This window comes from Kitasatospora sp. NPDC059827, assembly GCF_042731675.1.
GTDB lineage: Bacteria > Actinomycetota > Actinomycetes > Streptomycetales > Streptomycetaceae > Kitasatospora.
Map to the genome: position 1 here is coordinate 49,715 of NZ_JBHWIV010000023.1, position 16,189 is coordinate 65,903.

14 protein-coding genes are annotated in these 16,189 nt (G+C 73.3%); 4 read left to right on the plus strand and 10 right to left on the minus strand.

Annotated features, from left to right (window positions below; genetic code table 11):
- Positions 1-434: 434 nt before the first annotated feature.
- Positions 435-1,298 carry an aldo/keto reductase gene (locus ACFV8H_RS16935; RefSeq protein ID WP_380400445.1) on the plus strand — a complete coding sequence of 288 codons (864 nt, stop codon included), beginning with the start codon at positions 435-437 and terminating at the stop codon, positions 1,296-1,298.
- A 220-nt stretch (positions 1,299-1,518) separates the two neighbouring features.
- Here the strand turns inward: ACFV8H_RS16935 and ACFV8H_RS16940 are convergent, their stop codons facing one another.
- Positions 1,519-2,385, minus strand: a complete 867-nt coding sequence (locus ACFV8H_RS16940) for a MarR family winged helix-turn-helix transcriptional regulator (RefSeq protein WP_380400447.1) — start codon at positions 2,383-2,385, stop codon at positions 1,519-1,521.
- 402 nt (positions 2,386-2,787) lie between these two features.
- Between ACFV8H_RS16940 and fabG the strand changes: the two genes are divergently transcribed.
- Positions 2,788-3,555, plus strand: a complete 768-nt coding sequence (fabG, locus tag ACFV8H_RS16945) for a 3-oxoacyl-ACP reductase FabG (RefSeq protein WP_380400449.1) — start codon at positions 2,788-2,790, stop codon at positions 3,553-3,555.
- Positions 3,556-3,786: 231 nt separating this feature from the next.
- The gene (locus tag ACFV8H_RS16950; protein ID WP_375885269.1) at positions 3,787-4,545 is read left to right on the plus strand and encodes a phosphatase PAP2 family protein; all 759 of its coding nucleotides are present in this window, start codon (positions 3,787-3,789) and stop codon (positions 4,543-4,545) included.
- A 43-nt stretch (positions 4,546-4,588) separates the two neighbouring features.
- Here the strand turns inward: ACFV8H_RS16950 and ACFV8H_RS16955 are convergent, their stop codons facing one another.
- Complete coding sequence (locus ACFV8H_RS16955) at positions 4,589-4,807, minus strand: I78 family peptidase inhibitor (protein WP_375885266.1); 219 nt, start codon at positions 4,805-4,807, stop codon at positions 4,589-4,591.
- Between the two features lie 77 nt (positions 4,808-4,884).
- On the opposite strand from ACFV8H_RS16955, the gene ACFV8H_RS16960 reads away from it, so the two are divergent.
- Entirely contained in the window at positions 4,885-5,157 is a 273-nt protein-coding gene (locus ACFV8H_RS16960) for a DUF6343 family protein (protein ID WP_380400452.1), read from the plus strand.
- 80 nt (positions 5,158-5,237) lie between these two features.
- Here the strand turns inward: ACFV8H_RS16960 and ACFV8H_RS16965 are convergent, their stop codons facing one another.
- From ACFV8H_RS16965 to hpnD, 8 genes are all read right to left on the minus strand, one after another.
- Positions 5,238-6,638, minus strand: coding sequence for an aspartate aminotransferase family protein (locus ACFV8H_RS16965; protein ID WP_380400454.1), 1,401 nt, complete (start codon positions 6,636-6,638; stop codon positions 5,238-5,240).
- On the minus strand, positions 6,628-8,538 hold the full coding sequence (gene dxs, locus ACFV8H_RS16970) for a 1-deoxy-D-xylulose-5-phosphate synthase (protein WP_380400455.1): 1,911 nt from the start codon (positions 8,536-8,538) through the stop codon (positions 6,628-6,630). The genes ACFV8H_RS16965 and dxs overlap by 11 nt, the downstream gene beginning before the upstream one ends.
- A gap of 137 nt (positions 8,539-8,675) precedes the next feature.
- Positions 8,676-9,704, minus strand: a complete 1,029-nt coding sequence (gene hpnH / locus ACFV8H_RS16975; protein ID WP_360238793.1) for an adenosyl-hopene transferase HpnH — start codon at positions 9,702-9,704, stop codon at positions 8,676-8,678.
- Between the two features lie 2 nt (positions 9,705-9,706).
- On the minus strand, positions 9,707-10,387 hold the full coding sequence (locus ACFV8H_RS16980) for a 1-hydroxy-2-methyl-2-butenyl 4-diphosphate reductase (RefSeq protein ID WP_380400457.1): 681 nt from the start codon (positions 10,385-10,387) through the stop codon (positions 9,707-9,709).
- On the minus strand, positions 10,384-12,465 hold the full coding sequence (shc, locus tag ACFV8H_RS16985; protein WP_380400459.1) for a squalene--hopene cyclase: 2,082 nt from the start codon (positions 12,463-12,465) through the stop codon (positions 10,384-10,386). The genes ACFV8H_RS16980 and shc overlap by 4 nt, the downstream gene beginning before the upstream one ends.
- A 7-nt stretch (positions 12,466-12,472) precedes the next feature.
- On the minus strand, positions 12,473-13,561 hold the full coding sequence (locus ACFV8H_RS16990) for a polyprenyl synthetase family protein (RefSeq protein ID WP_375885251.1): 1,089 nt from the start codon (positions 13,559-13,561) through the stop codon (positions 12,473-12,475).
- Between the two features lie 182 nt (positions 13,562-13,743).
- Entirely contained in the window at positions 13,744-15,186 is a 1,443-nt protein-coding gene (gene hpnE, locus ACFV8H_RS16995) for a hydroxysqualene dehydroxylase HpnE (protein WP_380400461.1), read from the minus strand.
- A 139-nt stretch (positions 15,187-15,325) separates the two neighbouring features.
- Positions 15,326-16,183 (minus strand): presqualene diphosphate synthase HpnD, encoded by an 858-nt coding sequence (gene hpnD / locus ACFV8H_RS17000; protein WP_350506002.1) that lies wholly within the window; start codon positions 16,181-16,183, stop codon positions 15,326-15,328.
- Between the last annotated feature and the right edge of the window lie 6 nt (positions 16,184-16,189).

The following is a 16,189-nucleotide window of genomic DNA, read 5'->3' on the forward strand; positions in this document are numbered from 1 at the left end:
GTGCGAGGGGTGCGGATGGTGCGAGGTGTGCAAGACGTGCGCGGGGCGCGGGAGTACGGGAGGTGCGGGAGGCACGGGCGGCCCGCGGTCGCGCGGGAACGGACACCCGGAGGCGCGGCGCGACGGCGCGGCGACATCGACGCGTCCGGCGGCGGGCGGCCGGACGGGCAGCGCATGGGTACGAAGGACCCGGATCTCAGGAGGTCATGTCCGCGAGCCTGCCAAGCCCACTGTGATCCACGCAACAGGTTTTCCGCCGCCCCCGCCGCACGCCCTCCGCACGCCCTGGCGCGCACCCCCGTGGCACGGGCCCGGCGCACGCCACGCCGTCGTAAAGCTTCCCCAAAGATTCGCCCGAACGGCGGGAACAATCGTGCCGGGGCACCGGTTGCCCCCTCTGGAAACAACGGACGACCAGGAAGGCACCCCTTCCCGTGAGCAACATCCCCAGCGTCACCCTGAACGACGGCGCTCAGATCCCCCAGCTCGGCTTCGGCGTGTGGCAGGTCGAGGACGCCCGGGCCACCCCCGCCGTGCGCGAGGCGATCGCGGCGGGCTACCGCTCGATCGACACCGCGGCGATCTACGAGAACGAGGCCGGCACCGGCGCGGCCATCACCGAGGCACTCGCGGGCGGCCTGGCCCGCGAGGACCTCTACGTCACCACCAAGCTGTGGAACTCGGGCACCCGCGACTGGTCGGGCGAGCAGGGCCGCGACGCGGTGCTGCGCGAGTTCGACGCCTCGCTGGACAAGCTCGGGCTCGACTACCTCGACCTGTACCTGATCCACTGGCCGCGCCCGATGCACGGCACCTTCCTGAACGTCTGGAAGGCCCTGGAGCAGTTGAAGGAGGGCGGCCGGGTCAAGTCGATCGGCGTCTCCAACTTCGGCCAGGAGCAGCTGACCCGCCTGCTGGACGAGGCCTCGGTCGTCCCGGTGCTGAACCAGGTCGAGCTGCACCCGTACTTCCCGCAGGAGGAGCTGCGCGCCTTCCACGCCGAGCACGGCATCGCCACCGAGGCGTGGAGCCCGTTGGGCCAGGGCGGGGAGCTGCTGGCCGAGCCGGCGCTGGTGAAGATCGCCGGGAAGCACGGCCGCACGGTCGCCCAGGTGGTGCTCCGCTGGCACCTGCAGAGCGGCGTGATCGCCATCCCGAAGTCGGTCACCCCGTCCCGCATCCGGGAGAACCTGGACGTCGCCGGCTTCGAGCTGGACGCCGAGGACCTCGCGGCGATCGCGGGCGTGGCCACCGGCAAGCGGATCGGCCCGGACCCGCAGGGGTTCGACTGGAACTGACGGGCGCCGAGGGGGCGCCGGCCGACCAGGCCCGGCGCCCCCGACAACGACGACAGCGATCTTGACTGTCGGTCATATCGAAGTACCGCTCATTCCGGAGAGGGACGAGCGGTACTTCGGCGTGCCCGGATTCACCGGCCCCGACCATCGGTCGCTACCGACGGCCGTGGGCCTCATGAGACTTGGTGAATCGTTTTGGCTGTTGTTACCAAAGCTTGGGCTAGAGCCTGGCCGCCTTGGCGATGAGCGCGAGCGCCGCCGCGTGCTCCTCCTCCGCGAGCGAAGCGAGCAGCAAGCGCTGGACTTCGGCCACTCCGGCGGCCGAGCGGTGCAGCAGGTCCTGACCCGCCGGTGAGAGCGAGAGCAGGTTGCGCCGCCCGTCCGAGGGGTCGCGCCGGCGCTGCACCAGACCGCGGCGCACCAGCCGGCTGACCATCTCGGCCATCGTGGCCTTGTCCAGCGAGGCCAGCTCGCCGACCGTGCGCTGGTCCGCGCCCGGCTCCAGCTCCAGCGCGTCCAGCACGGCGTACTGCGGGGCCGTCAGGTCCGCGCCGACGTGCTCCGACCAGAGCTTGGTGTGCACCTGCTGGCCGACCCTGATCAGGTAGCCGATCGCCCGCTGGGCGTCCAGTATCGGCCGCGCGTCGGTGAAGACGGCCACGGCCGCGGGTTCCAGCCTGGCTATCTTGGCCATCACCCGGACGATTTCGACCTGCTCGTCCGGCGTGAGCGGCTCGAACAGCACCCGCTGGACGCGGACCACACCACCGGTGGCCTCACGCACCGCCTGGGCGCCGCTCTGTGAGAGGGCGAGCAGTTTGCGCCGGCCGTCGGCCGGGTCGCGCCGTCGCAGCACGAGGCCGCGGCGGACCAGCCGCGCGACCATCTCCGCCATCGTGGCCTTGTCCAGCGAGGCTCGCTCGCCGACGGTCCGCTGGTCCGCGCCCGGTTCGAGGGCGAGGACCAGCAGGACCGCGAACTGCGGAGCCGTGAGATCGGCTCCGACGTGCTCGGACCACAGACGGGTGTGAACCTGCTGTGCAACGCGAATGAGGTGTCCGGGCGACTGCTGCAGTCGCGCGGACACGCGGGTTGTCGGGATCTCCCCCAGCACCATGTATCCGTCCCGATGTCACACCCGGTGTGTGTGGGACACCCGGGTGGGGCAGTAACGGCGAGTGGGCGTCCAGCTATGAGGGAGGGCGCTCCAGCCGTGCAGCCGGTGGCTGCTGGCGGACACTATACAAACGGCAGGCCCTTGCTGGCAGGCAGGGGCGGATAGTAGACGCAGGTTCGGCAACATTGGCATATTTACGCGCTGCCACACCCTTGCAGTAACCCGTTCTCAGCAGAAAGCCGACCGGTCGGTCCTTACCGACCGTCACCTGCGCCTCTCCACCCTGGCCGCCTCCCCTACCCGCCGGTAGGGTATGGGCACCCTCCCCGGGGCCACTCCCCCGGAGGCACCCCGAGAGAGACGAGAGCGAGCATGACCGAGCAGAGCACCGCCACCCGGGTGGCGGTCGTCACCGGCGCCGCCCGCGGCCTCGGCGCCGCCACGGCCGTCCGACTGGCCGCCGACGGCTACGCGGTGGCCGTCCTGGACCTGGACGAGGCCTCCGGCAAGGACACCGTCGACCGGATCACCGCCGCCGGCGGGCGCGCGCTGGCCGTCGGCGCCGACGTCGCGGACGCCGAGCAGGTCCAGGCCGCCGTCGACCGCGTGGCCGCCGAGCTCGGCGCCCCCGTCGTGCTGGTCAACAACGCGGGGGTGCTCCGCGACAACCTGCTCTTCAAGATGTCCGAGTCCGACTGGGACACGGTCATGAACGTCCACCTCCGCGGCGCCTTCCTGATGACCCGCGCGGTGCAGAAGCACATGGTGGACGCCGGCTTCGGCCGCATCGTCAACCTGTCCTCCTCCTCCGCCCAGGGCAACCGCGGCCAGGCCAACTACTCGACCGCCAAGGCCGGCCTCCAGGGCTTCACCAAGACTTTGGCCATCGAGCTGGGCAAGTTCGGCATCACGGCCAACGCGGTGGCCCCCGGCTTCATCGCCACGGACATGACGGCGGCCACCGCCGCCCGGGTCGGCATGGACTTCGAGGACTTCAAGCGGACCGCGGCCTCGCAGATCCCGGTCCAGCGCGTCGGAGAGCCCGAGGACGTCGCCAACACCATCTCCTTCCTCGCCGGCGAGGCCGCCGGCTTCGTCTCCGGTCAGGTGATCTACGTCGCGGGCGGCCCCCTCGACTGAGCACTGAACCTACACAGGGTTACCACGGAGTGGGAAGCCGGTCGAACCGGCCGCCCACTCCGTTTTCTTTACCGGGGCTTTTGCAGAATCATTCGAAGACCACACGGGCATTCGATCCCGGAATAGCGGAAATCACTCCCCGGGTCGCCCGGGGCAGGCCCAATTGTCGATTTCCCGGGAAAATGACAATTCCCTCAGGAATGGCCTCGCCCAGATGGGTATGGTCACCCCGTGCAATCCAGAAGTACCGCCGCTCGCATTCCGCGACAGGGGCCGGATCGCCGCACCGCCGACCGCCGGGAGCTCCCCCGCCCCGACCGCGGCGAGCCCGGCTGGCCACCGATGAGCCGCCGCCGGGCCGCCCTGTTCGCCGCCACCCTCGCCGCCTACCTGCTGGTCCTGGCCGGCGTCCTGCTCAACACCGACCTGGTCGACCTCGACTGGTCGGTGCGCCTGCTCCGCCCGTACGAGCGGTGGCCCAGCCTGGAGCCGCTGCTCGACACCTGGGTGATCGCCGGGCAGCGCGGGCCCAGCGCCATCGCCGCGTTCGCCTGGCTGCTCTGGCGCGCCCACCGCCTCGGGCGGCTGCGCCCGCTGCTGGTGATGGGCGTCGCCCTGCTGCTCCTCAACATCACGGTCGGCGCCGTCAAGATCCTCACCGGCCGGCTCGGCCCGCACTACGCCCAGTACGTCGGCTCCCCCGAGCTGTTCTCCGGCGGCACCATCTTCCCCTCCGGCCACACCGCCAACGCCGTGGTGACCTGGGGCGTGCTCGCCTACCTCGCGGTCCGCTGGCAGCGCACCGGCGCGCTGATCGCCGCCGCCACCGCCTGCTCGATCGGCCTGACCACCGTCTACCTGGGCACCCACTGGGTCTCCGACGTACTGGCCGGCTGGGCCGCCGGGCTGCTGGTGCTGCTCTCCCTGCCCCTGCTGGAGCCGCTGCTCGCGGTGGCCGAACAACGGCTGCACCGCCGGTTCGCACGCTGAACCCCGCCGCCACCGACGACGCCGCCGCCGCCGCGAGCGGGCGCTACCCCTCCCAGCTGCGCTCGACCACGCCGTCCCGCACCGCGAGGTTCAGCCGCCCCTCCCGGTACTCCATGGTCATCAGCTGCCCCGGTTCCAGCACCCGGACCGACGCCCAGCCGTGCCGCCGGGCCAGCTCCCGGGCCCGCTCGATCCGCAGCCCCGCGTAGCCCTCGGCGTCCTCCCCCGTCGTGCCCGCCCCCACGGCGTCCGCACCCGTCACAGCGCCTCCCCGGCTCTCCCCCTCGGACGTACGCTGGAATCGTAGCCCCCACCCGCGCGGCCCGGAGGTGAACGCGCATGCGTGCCACGACGCCGCGGCGGTGGCGCAGCGGCACCGAGCCGGCCACCGCCCGCAGCGACCTCAAGCTCCGCTACCTGCTGTCGCTGACCTTCACCCCGCTGTTCGCCCTGGGGACGGCCGGCTTCGCGTACTGGGCGGCCTCCTCCCCGGTGGACGGCGCCCCCAGCCGGGGCACCCTGACCGGCTTCGCCATCGCCCTCGGGCTGCTCACCCTGTTCGCCGTCGTCGATCTCGTGGTGGTCGTCCGGCGCCGCCGGACCGAGCTCTGACGCGGTGTCTCCCACGGAGTGGGAAGCCGGCCGGGCCGACTTCCCACTCCGAGCCGCAGGCCGGAGTGCGAGGACGGGCCCTACCGGTTGCCGACCGCCTGCTTCACCAGCGTCCGGCCGAAGTCCCACATCAGGCCGTTCCCCCGGTGGGCCTCGTCCATGATCTCGGTGAACGCGTCGACGAACCGGTCCACGTCCCGGTCGGTGATGATCAGCGGCGGGATCAGCTTGATCACTTCCAGGTGGTCCCCGGACACCTGGGTCAGGATCCGGTGCCGCTGCAGCAGCGGGACGACCACCATCTGCGCGAACAGCCCCTTGCGCGCGGCCTGGAGGGCCGTCCAGCCGGTGCGCAGCTTCAACGACCTGGGCCGGCCGAACTCGATGCCGATCATCAGGCCGCGACCGCGCACCTCGGCGAGCAGCTCGTACCGGTCGATCAGGGCCGTCAGCCGCTCGCGCAAGCGGTCGCCGACCTGCCGGGCGTTCTCCACCACCTTCTCCTCGCGCATCACCTCCAGGGTCGCCAGCCCGGCCGCCATCGCCTGGGCGTTGGACCCGAAGCTGGCCGAGTGCACCAGCACCCGGTCCATCGAGGAGTACACCTTCTCGAAGATCCAGCTCTTGCCGAGCGTGGCCCCGACCGGCACGTACCCGCCGGAGAGCGCCTTGGCCGCGCACACCAGGTCCGGCAGCACGCCCTCCTCGTGCTGGTAGGCGAAGAACTCGCCGGTGCGGCCGATCCCGGTCTGCACCTCGTCGCAGATCAGCAGCGCCTTGTGCTCGTGCAGCAGCGCCTGGGCCGCCCGCAGCCAGCCGGGCGGCGGCGCCTGGACGCCCTTGCCCTGGATCGGCTCGACGATCAGCGCGGCGACGTCCCCGCGCTTCAACTCCTTGGCCAGCGCCCCGATGTCGCCGAGCGGGATGGCGGTGTCCGGCAACAGCGGGTCGAAGCCCTTGCGGAAGCCGCTCTCCCCGTTGACGGACAGCGAGCCGGTGGTCAGCCCGTGGAAGGCGTGGTCGGCGTAGAGGACGCGCCGGCGGCCGGTGGCGTACCGGGCGAACTTCAACGCGGTCTCCACCGCCTCGGTGCCGCTGTTGCCGAAGAACACCCGGTCGAGTCCGGGCGCGTACGAGAGCAGCCGCTCGGCCAGCAGCCCGGGCAGCGGCGAGCAGTCGAAGCGGACCAGGTCCGGCAGGTCCAGGTCCATCACCTGCCGGACCGCCGACCGCACCACCGGGTGGTGCCGGCCGAGCGCGAAGATGCCGAAGCCGGCCAGCATGTCGAGGTACTCGTTGCCCTCGGCGTCGTAGAAGTACTGGCCCTGCGCCCGCTCGTAGTACTTGTCGAAGCCGATGGTGCGGAGCATCCGCGGCAGCTGCGGGTTGAGGTAGCGGCTGTGCAGCTCGTACCGCTCACCCCCGCGTTCGGCGAGGAGGGCGGCGAGGTCGAAGGCGGGGCGGTCGGGGTCAGCCGGCATGGCGCGGGTTCGCTCCTCGGGTCGGTAGCAGGTTCTTGGCGAAGACGGCGGTCTGGGCCGCGACCCCGGTGCCGGTCAGGCCGGTCTCCTCCAGGATCTCGCCGCGGGCGGCGTGGCCGAGGAACTCCTGCGGCAGGCCGAGCACCCGCACCGGGACGTCCACGTCGGCGTCGCGCAGCGCCTGGGCGACGGCCGAACCGACGCCGCCGGTGCGGCCGCCGTCCTCGACGGTGACCACCAGCCGGTGGGCGGCGGCGAGGCGGGCCAGGGCCGGATCGACCGGTTTGACCCAGCGCGGGTCGACCACGGTCGCGGTGAAGCCCTCGGCGAGCAGCAGCCGGGCGGCGTCCAGGCAGGCGGAGGCGGTGACCCCGACGGCCACCAGCAGGATCTCCGGCGCCGGTCCGGTGCGCAGCAGCACGTCCGTCCCGCCGACCCGTTCGACCGCCTCGACGACCGGCCCGACGTTGCCCTTGGGGAAGCGGACCACGGTCGGCGCGTCCTCGACCTCGACGGCCTCCCGCAGCTGGGCCCGCAGCTGCTCGGCGTCGCGCGGCGCGGCCAGCCGCAGCCCGGGGACGACCTGGAGCACCGACAGGTCCCACATGCCGTTGTGCGAGGCGCCGTCCGAACCGGTGACCCCGGAGCGGTCGAGCACGAAGGTGACGCCCAGCCGGTGCAGCGCGACGTCCATCAGGACCTGGTCGAAGGCCCGGTTCAGGAAGGTCGCGTAGACCGCCACCACCGGGTGCAGCCCGCCGGTGGCCAGGCCCGCCGCGCTGGTGACGGCGTGCTGCTCGGCGATCCCGACGTCGAAGGTCCGGTCCGGGTACGCCTTGGCGAACGGCGCCAGCCCGACCGGCTGGAGCATCGCCGCGGTGATCGCCACCAGGTCGGGCCGCTCGGCGCCGAGCGCGAGCAGCTCCTCCCCGAACACCGAGGTCCAGGAGACCCCGGCGCTGGGCGAGATCGGCAGGCAGGTGTACGGGTCGATCGGGTTGACGGCGTGGAAGCGGTCCGCCTCGTCCTGTTCGGCGGGCCGGTAGCCGCGCCCCTTGACGGTCAGGCAGTGCACGATCACCGGGCCGCCGAAGTTCCGGGCCTGCCGCAGCGCCTGCTCGACCGCGCCCAGGTCGTGGCCGTCGATCGGGCCCAGGTACTTGAGCCCGAGGTCCTCGAACATGCCCTGCGGGGCGAAGGCGTCCTTGAAGCCCTTCTTGGCGCCGTGCAGCGCGTCGAAGATCGGCTGGCCGACCAGCGGGGTGCGCTGCAGCGCCTCCTTGCCGAGCGCGAGGAAGCGCTCGTAGCCCTGGGTGGTGCGCAGGGTGGCCAGGTGGTTGGCCAGTCCGCCGACGGTCCTGGCGTAGGAGCGCTCGTTGTCGTTGACGACGATGACCAGCGGCCGGTCGCGGGCCTCGGCGATGTTGTTCAGCGCCTCCCAGGCGAGTCCGCCGGTGAGCGCGCCGTCGCCGATCACCGCGACGGTGTGCCGGTCGTACTGGCCGAGCAGCTGGGTGGCCTTGGCGAGCCCGTCGGCGTAGGAGAGCGCGGTGGAGGCGTGCGAGTTCTCCACCAGGTCGTGCTCGGACTCGGCCCGGGAGGGGTAGCCGGACAGGCCGCCCTTCATCCGCAGCCTGGAGAAGTCCTGCCGACCGGTGAGCAGCTTGTGGACGTAGCTCTGGTGGCCGGTGTCGAAGACGATCCGGTCGTACGGCGAGTCGAAGACCCGGTGCAGCGCGATGGTCAGCTCCACCACGCCGAGGTTGGGCCCGAGGTGGCCGCCGGTGCGGGTGACGGCGTCGATCAGGAAGTCGCGGATCTCGTCGGCGAGCAGCGGCAGTTCGGCGGCCGGGAGCTTGCGCAGCTCGGCCGGGGACGTGACGCGGGAGAGCAGTGACATGGGTACACCTCACGACTCGGAGCGGTGCGGTGGTGCCTCCGCCCACCGGGGCGGGGCCGGCCCGGGCACGACGGCCCGGGCCGGACGGGAGCTCAGGACGCGGGACGGCTGCGGTACCGGGCGGCCCCGGCCCGGGCTCAGCGCCCCCGGTTGGAGCTGACGGTCTCGGTGATGGCGCGCAGCGACTGCTGGAGCGAGCCCATGGTGGCCAGGACGGCGGTCGGCTCGTAGCCGCAGTGGGCCATGCAGTTCTCGCAGCGCGGGTCCTTGCCGCGCCCGTACTTGCTCCAGTCGGTCTTCTCGACCAGCTCGCGGTAGGTGGGCACGTAGCCGTCGGCCATCAGGTAGCAGGGCCGCTGCCAGCCGAACAGCGAGTAGTTGGGGATGCCCCAGGGGGTGCACTCGAAGTCGGCCTTGCCCTCCAGGAAGTCCAGGAAGAGCGGGCTGTGGTTGAGGCGCCACCGCTTCCGGTTGCCCCCGGCGAAGGCCTTTCGGAAGAGCTCCCGGGTCTGCTCGACGCCGAGGAAGTGCTCCTGGTCGGGGGCCTTCTCGTAGGCGTAGGCCGGGGAGATCATCATCTCGTCGACCTTGAGCTCGTCGTTCAGGAAGTCCAGGACGTCGATGACGGTCTGCGGGGTGTCGGTGTTGAAGAAGGTGCTGTTGGTGGTGACCCGGAAGCCGCGCCGCTTGGCCTCCTTGATCGCCGCCACCGCCTCGTCGAAGGTGCCCTCCTTGGCCACCGACTCGTCGTGCCGCTCGCGCAGGCCGTCGATGTGCACGGCGAAGGTGAAGTACGGCGAGGGCTTGAACTTGTCCATCTTCTTGCGCATCAGCAGCGCGTTGGTGCAGAGGAAGACGTACTTGCGGCGCTCCACCAGCTGTCGGACGATCTCGTCGATCTGCGGGTGCATCAGCGGCTCACCGCCGGCGATCGAGACCATCGGGGCACCCGACTCCAGGACCGCGCCGACCGCCTGGGCGACCGGCATCCGCTGCTTGAGCACACCCGCCGGGTGCTGGATCTTGCCGCAGCCCTCGCAGGCGAGGTTGCAGGCGAACAGCGGTTCGAGCTCGACGATCAGCGGGAACTTGTCCCGTCGCTTGAGCAGCTTCTGCTGCATCAGGTAGGTGCCGACCCGCACGGTCTGGCGCAACGGCATGGCCATGGCTAGCTCGCCTCCTGGGGGAGCGTCGAGGATGTGGGGTGGTTCAGGACTGCGGAGCGGGTGTCGAGCTCCTGCCGGTACCAGTCGACCAGGGCGGGTACCGCCGCCCGCAGGGTCCGCCAGGCGCGCACCCCGGCCGGGAGCGTGCCCGGCCGCAGCAGCTCGTGCTCGGGGGTGTCCACCACCACCCGCAGCACGGCCACCGGCAGCGCCGGGCGCACCTCCCGCAGTGCGGCCAGCACGGCGGCGGCCTCCATGTCGACGGCCAGCGCCCCCTGGAGGTGCAGGGCGCGCCGCTCGATGCCGCGCACCACGTGGTCGGCGGTGTGGTGCACCCCGGTGTGCGCGGTCAGGCCGTGTTCCTTGAGCGCCCGGGCCAGCTCGGGCCCGGAGTCGACCGGGTAGAGGTGGCCCTCGGCGTCGCGCACGCCGTCCGCGGCCACCACCTCGCCCGGCGCCACCCCCGGCCCGACCGCGGCGCCGAATCCGGCCACCACGACCGCGCCGTAGCCGCCCGGGGCGGAGCCGAGCAGTCGCCGTACGGCCGTCCCGGCGCGCCGTCGGCCGACCCCGGTGCGCACCAGCACCGGGGGTCCGCCGGCCGAGCCGCGCCAGTCGCCGCCGCGCAGGGCCCACACCTCGGGGCCCAGCGCGCAGAGCACCAGCAGCGGGGCGGTGGTCACCGGTTCGCCCCGATCGACGGCGTGCCGCCCGGCCGCACCATCCCGGGGCCGCCGTTGAGGTAGCGGCCGAGCGCGGTGACCGGGAAGACCAGCCGGTACAGGTGGTAGTTGATGGAGAAGTCCCACGGGAAGCCGGTACCGGTGAACTGGGGCTCGTCCCAGGTGCCCTCGGGCAGCTGGGTGCGCACCAGCCACTCGACCCCGCGCTCCACCGCCGGGTTGGACCGGCCCTCCGGGCCCTCGCCCGCCGCGAGCAGCGCCATCAGCGCCCACGCGGTCTGCGAGGCCGTGGAGTCGCCGCGCCCGGCCCAGCGCGCCGGGTCGTCGTAGGAGCGCATGTCCTCGCCCCAGCCGCCGTCGGCGTTCTGCCGGTCCTCCAGCCAGCGCACCGCCCGGCGGATCGCCGGGTGCTCGTCCGGGACGCCGGCCGCGACCAGGGCGGGCAGCACCGAGCCGGTGCCGTAGATGTAGTTGGTGCCCCAGCGGCCGAACCAGGAGCCGTCCGCCTCCTGGTCGCGCAGCAGCCACTCGATGCCGCGGCGGGTGCGCGGGTCCCGGGCCCGGCCGGTCTCGGCGAGCATCTCCACCACGTGGGCGGTGACGTCCGCGGACGGCGGGTCGACCACCTCGCCGAAGTCGCAGAACGGCAGCTTGTTCGGCAGCAGGCTGGTGTTGTCGACGTCGAAGGCACCCCAGGCGCCGTTCTTGGACTGCATGCCGAGGTTCCACAGCACGCCCCGGTCCACCGCCGCGTCGACCTTGGCCTGGTCGGGGTGGGCGACCCGGCGCAGCGCCAGCACCACCTCGGCGGTGTCGTCGATGTCGGGGTAGGTCTCGTTCTCGAACTCGAAGGCCCAGCCGCCGGCCGGCAGGGCGGGCCGCTGGACGGACCAGTCGCCGCGCTTGCGGATCTCCTCGCCGAGCATCCAGTCGACGGCGCTGACCAGGGCCGGGTGGTCGGCCGGGACGCCGGCGTCGACCAGCGCGATGGTGGCCAGGCAGGTGTCCCAGACCGGGGACTGGCAGGCCTCCATCCAGCGCATGCCGTCCTCGGTGTGCACGGTGAAGCGGTCGAAGGAGGAGAGCCCGGCCTTCATCACCGGGTGCTCCAGCTCGTAGCCCTCCAGGTGCAGGGCGATCAGCGAGTAGACGGCGGGCGGCTGGATGCCGCCCCAGCAGCCGTCGGCCTCCTGCCGTTCGACGATCCAGCGGCAGGCCTGGGCGACGGCGAGCCGGCGCAGCGGCCGGAAGGCCCGGCGGTGGTAGGCGTGCAGCAGCTTGTCGAGGCGCTCGAACAGGCCGTCCCAGCTGGTGGCGGGGGCGAGCGGCCGGTCGGGGTACGGGTGGTCCGGGTCGGTGTGCAGCTCGGTGATCGCGAAGGGGGCCGGACGGACCGGGCGGTGCGAGGAGACCACGGTCAGCGGGACGATGGTCTGCCGGGCCCAGCAGCCGAAGGCGTAGATGTTCAGCGGCAGCCACTTGGGCAGGAAGATGATCTCGGGTGGCATCTCGGGCAGGCGGTCCCAGGACCACCAGCCGAAGAGCGCGAGCCAGATCCGGGTGAACACCCGGGCGGCCGCGATGCCCCCGGCGGAGCGGACGTAGCGCGCGGCGGCCAGCATGTGCGGGGCGTCCGGGTCGTCGCCGGCGAGCTTGAGGGCGACGTAGGCCTCGACGGTGGTGGAGAGTTCGGGCGGTCCGCCGTGGAAGGTGGCCCAGGTGCCGTCCTCCCGCTGCTGGGAGCGGATCCACTCGGCGGTGGCCCGGGTCTGCTCCTCCGTCCTGATGCCCAGGAACTGGCGGAGCAGTAAGTCCTCGGCGTCCATGGTGACGTTGGTCTCCAGGTCGCCCTTCCACCAGCCCTCGGAGGACTGCAGCGAGAGCAGGTGGGTGGTGGCGCGCGCGAGGGCCGCGCGCGCGTCGCCGGGCTGCCGGTCCGCCTCACCGGCCGGCCGGGGCCGGTCGGTGTCCTCGGGCTGCCACCGCCCCGCACCCAGCAGGGTCGGGGGGCGGTCGCCCACCGCGACCGGCTCGGAATCGTACTCAGGGTCGAGCCGGCCGTCCGCGGTTGCTGTCAACGTAACGTCACCTCTCTCGTACCACCACGAATTCGGCGAGTGCGACGAAGTGCTCGCGCACCTCGTCGGACATGGGCACCTCGTCCAGGGCGGCGAGGGCAGTCGTGTGCTGGCGGCGGGCCTCCTCCTGGGTCCAGGCCCGGCCGCCGGCCTCCTCGATCAGCGCGGCCCGGGCGGCGAGCTCGGGCTCGCCCTCCTCGCCCCGGCCCTTCGGGTCCGCGAGCTGCTCGGCCAGCCGGCGCGAGGCGGCGCCGCCCTCGGCGAGCGCCGCGGCGACCGGCAGGGACTTCTTGCGCTGGCGCAGGTCGCCCCAGTGCGGCTTGCCGGTGACCTCGGTCGCGCCCCAGATGCCGAGCAGGTCGTCCACCGCCTGGAAGGCCAGGCCCAGGTGGTGGCCGTAGCGCTGGAGGGCGTCCGAGACCTTGTCGTCGGCCCCGGCCAGGACGGCGCCGATCGCCGAGGCGGCGGCCAGCAGGGCCGCCGTCTTGCCGCCCTCCATCTCCAGGCACTCGGCGACGGTGACGCTGTCGCGCTGTTCGAAGGCGACGTCCATGGCCTGGCCGTCGATCAGTCTGCGGGTCGCGGTGGTGAGCAGCCGGACGGCGCGCGCGGCGTCGGTGGGGCTCGCGCCGCCGGTCACCCCGGCGTCGAGCAGCACCTCCGTGCCGAGCGTCGCCAGGGCGTCACCGACCAGGATCGCCTGGGCCGGGCCGAAGACCGTCCAGGCGGTGGCCCGGTGCCGTCGGGTCTCGTCACCGTCCATCAGATCATCATGGAGCAGGGAGAAGTTGTGCACCAGTTCAACGGCGACCCCGCCGGGCACCCCGACCTCGGGCGCCGCACCGGCCGCCTGAGCGGACAGCAGGGCCAGCGCGGGGCGCACGGCCTTGCCGCCGTCGCCCTCCACCGGGGTGCCGTCCCGGTCGATCCAGCCGAAGTGGTACGCGGCGACGGTGTCCATCGGTGCGGCCAGACGGGCGACGGTGGCCCGTAGCGGCGGGGCGCAGAGCGTCCGGCTGCGGGCCAGCAGCTCCGGCACCGAGACCGGTTCGGCGTGCGCCGTGCCTCCGACGGCGATGCCGGTGCGTGACTCCACGTGCGTTCCCTCTCCCTCGTGGTGCCGGACCGCACGGGGCGGCCGGGTACTGTCGGTGCGGCTGGTGTCGAAGCGGGCAGTGCCGAAGCGGGTGGTGCCGCGGCGCTCGGTGTCGGTACGGCCGATGGGGCCGACGGTACGCCCGTCGGCTCTGGCGGGCTCTCCGGCCGCGGGCCCCGCCGTCACCTGGGCCACCGCCCGTCGCCCCGGTCCACCGGCACCCTGGCACCGGCCGCGGCCAGCGCGGCGTCGGCGGCGGCGTGGCCGCTGCGCACCGCGCCCTCCATGGTCGCGGGCCAGCCGGTGGCGGTCCACGCGCCGGCCAGCAGCAGGCCGGGGACGCCGGTCGCGGCCCCGGGCCGCAGCGCGGCGCTGCCGGGCGCCCCGTCGAAGGTCGCGGTGCGCTCCCGGGTGACGAAGAAGTCCAGCACCTCGGCACCGGCGGCGGCCGGCAGCAGCCGGGCCAGCTCGGGCAGGTAGCGCTCGCGCAGTTCGGCGACCGGCAGGTCGATCTCGTCCTGGACGGCGGACTGGGACAGCGCCAGGTACTGGGCGCCGGGGTGGGCGCGGCCGATCGGGGTACCGGCCAGCCCGGAGTGGGTGGTGCGGTCGAAGACCCACTGGACCGGGCTGCCGAGCGCGGCGAAGAACGGCCGGCGCAGCACCTTGCGATCGTAGACCACGTGCACGTTGAGGATCGGCGTGGTGCCGAAGTCCTCCAGCCGGTGGGGGACGGCACCCGGCGGCAGCAGGGCGGCCGCGGTGTCCTGGGCGCCGGCCAGCACCACGGTGTCGGCGGTGAGCAGCTCGCCGTTGCCCGACTGGCCGCCCTCCAGCCGGACGGCGTGCTGGGGCGCGGCCGGCTTGAGCTCCGCGACCCGGGCGCGCAGCAGCACCCGCACGCCGGCGCGTTCCAGCTCGGCGAGCGCCCGGTCGTGGTGGATCGCGCCGAGCGGGACGGCGGCGATGCCGATGTCGGAGGCCCCCGGGTCGGAGAGCAGCCCGGTCTTGAAGACCATCGCGGCGAGCGCCAGGGACACCTGGTCGGCCCGGGCGTTCAGGGTGGCGACGCCGACCAGGTCCCAGAGCGCGGCCGTGGTGGCGGCGTTCTGCCCGTTGCGGCGCAGCCACTCGCCGAAGGAGAGCCCGTCCAGCGCCGGGTCGGCGAGGTCCAGGCCCTTGAGGGCGAGCGCGCCGCGGACCACCCGGGCGCGGTCGGCCGGGGACAGGTGCGGGTAGCGGGCGAGGCTGCCGGCCAGGTGCAGTGGGACGGGCAGGCCGGCCCGCCGCAGGCGGCCGAGGGTGCGCACCGGGGCCGCGGCGGGGCCGGTGACGGAGAGCACCGGGACGTCCAGCCGGTCCTGGAGGTGGGTCATCCGGGTGGCGCCCAGGCGCTCCAGCAGCCCGCGGTAGGCGGTGCAGCAGCGCAGGAAGACGTGCTGGCCGTTGTCGACGGTCAGGTCACCGCGCTGGAAGGAGAAGGCCAGGCCGCCGAGCCGGGGGCGCCCCTCGGCGAGGGTGACCCGGTGGCCGGCCTCGGCCAGCCGCAGGGCGGTGGTGATCCCGGCCAGGCCGCCGCCGACCACGACGGCGGCCGGGCGCGCGGCATCGGCTCGCCCGGTCATCGGCCCTCCCCCTCGCAGTCGCCGGACCGCCCGGCGACGTTCGCTGTCGCCGGCGCGCTCACGGCCGGCGCCGCGGTCGACACGGCGCCACCCTGATGTGATTCCCCGCTGACACAGCGTGACAGAACCGTGGCGAGAATCAAGAACGCCCCCCGGCGAGCCCGGAAAGCGCCACGTACGCCTTCTCCCAGCCCGGGAGCGACACCCGGCCGCGCAGCACCGACTCCGGGTCGGCGGCGATCCGGCCGAGCAGCCGGTGGTAGATCCCGGCCATCGCGGCGGTGCAGGCGCGGCTGCGGCGGTCGAGCAGGGGCAGCAGCCGCAGGCCCTCCTCGAAGGCGGCCTGGGCGCGGGCGGCCTCGAAGGCCACCAGCCCGGTGAAGTCGGCGCCGACCGGCGGCTTGGGCAGCGCGAAGCCCTGCTCGCAGCCGAACCGGACCAGGTCCTCGGTGGGCAGGTAGGTGCGGCCGGTCAGGGCGTCCTCGCGCAGGTCGCGCAGGATGTTGGTGAGCTGCAGGGCCAGGCCCAGGGTGTCCGCGTACTGCGCCCCGCGCTCCGGGTCCTCGCAGCCGTAGACGCCCAGCGAGAGCCGGCCGATGGCACCGGCCACGCAGCGGCAGTAGACCTTGAGCTCCTCGTACGTCTGGTACTCGGCGCCCTTGAGGTCCATCTCCACGCCGTCGATCAGCTCGTCGAAGCCGCCGAGCGGGATCGGGAAGCGCCGGGCCGCGTCGGCCAGGGCGACCTTGATCGGGTCGGTGTCGTCCTCGGCGACCGCCCCGGAGCGGACTTCGTCCACCAGCTCCCGGGTGCGCACCAGGGCCTCGGCCTTGCGGTCGGCCGGGAGGTCGCCGTCGCCGATGTCGTCCACCCGGCGGGCCAGCGCGTACAGGGCCGACATGGCCAGTCGCTTGGGCTCGGGCAGCAGGCGGATGCCGTAGCTGAAGTTGCGTGCCTGCAGTCCGGTGACTGCCTCGCAGTACCGGTACGCCGCCATGACCGG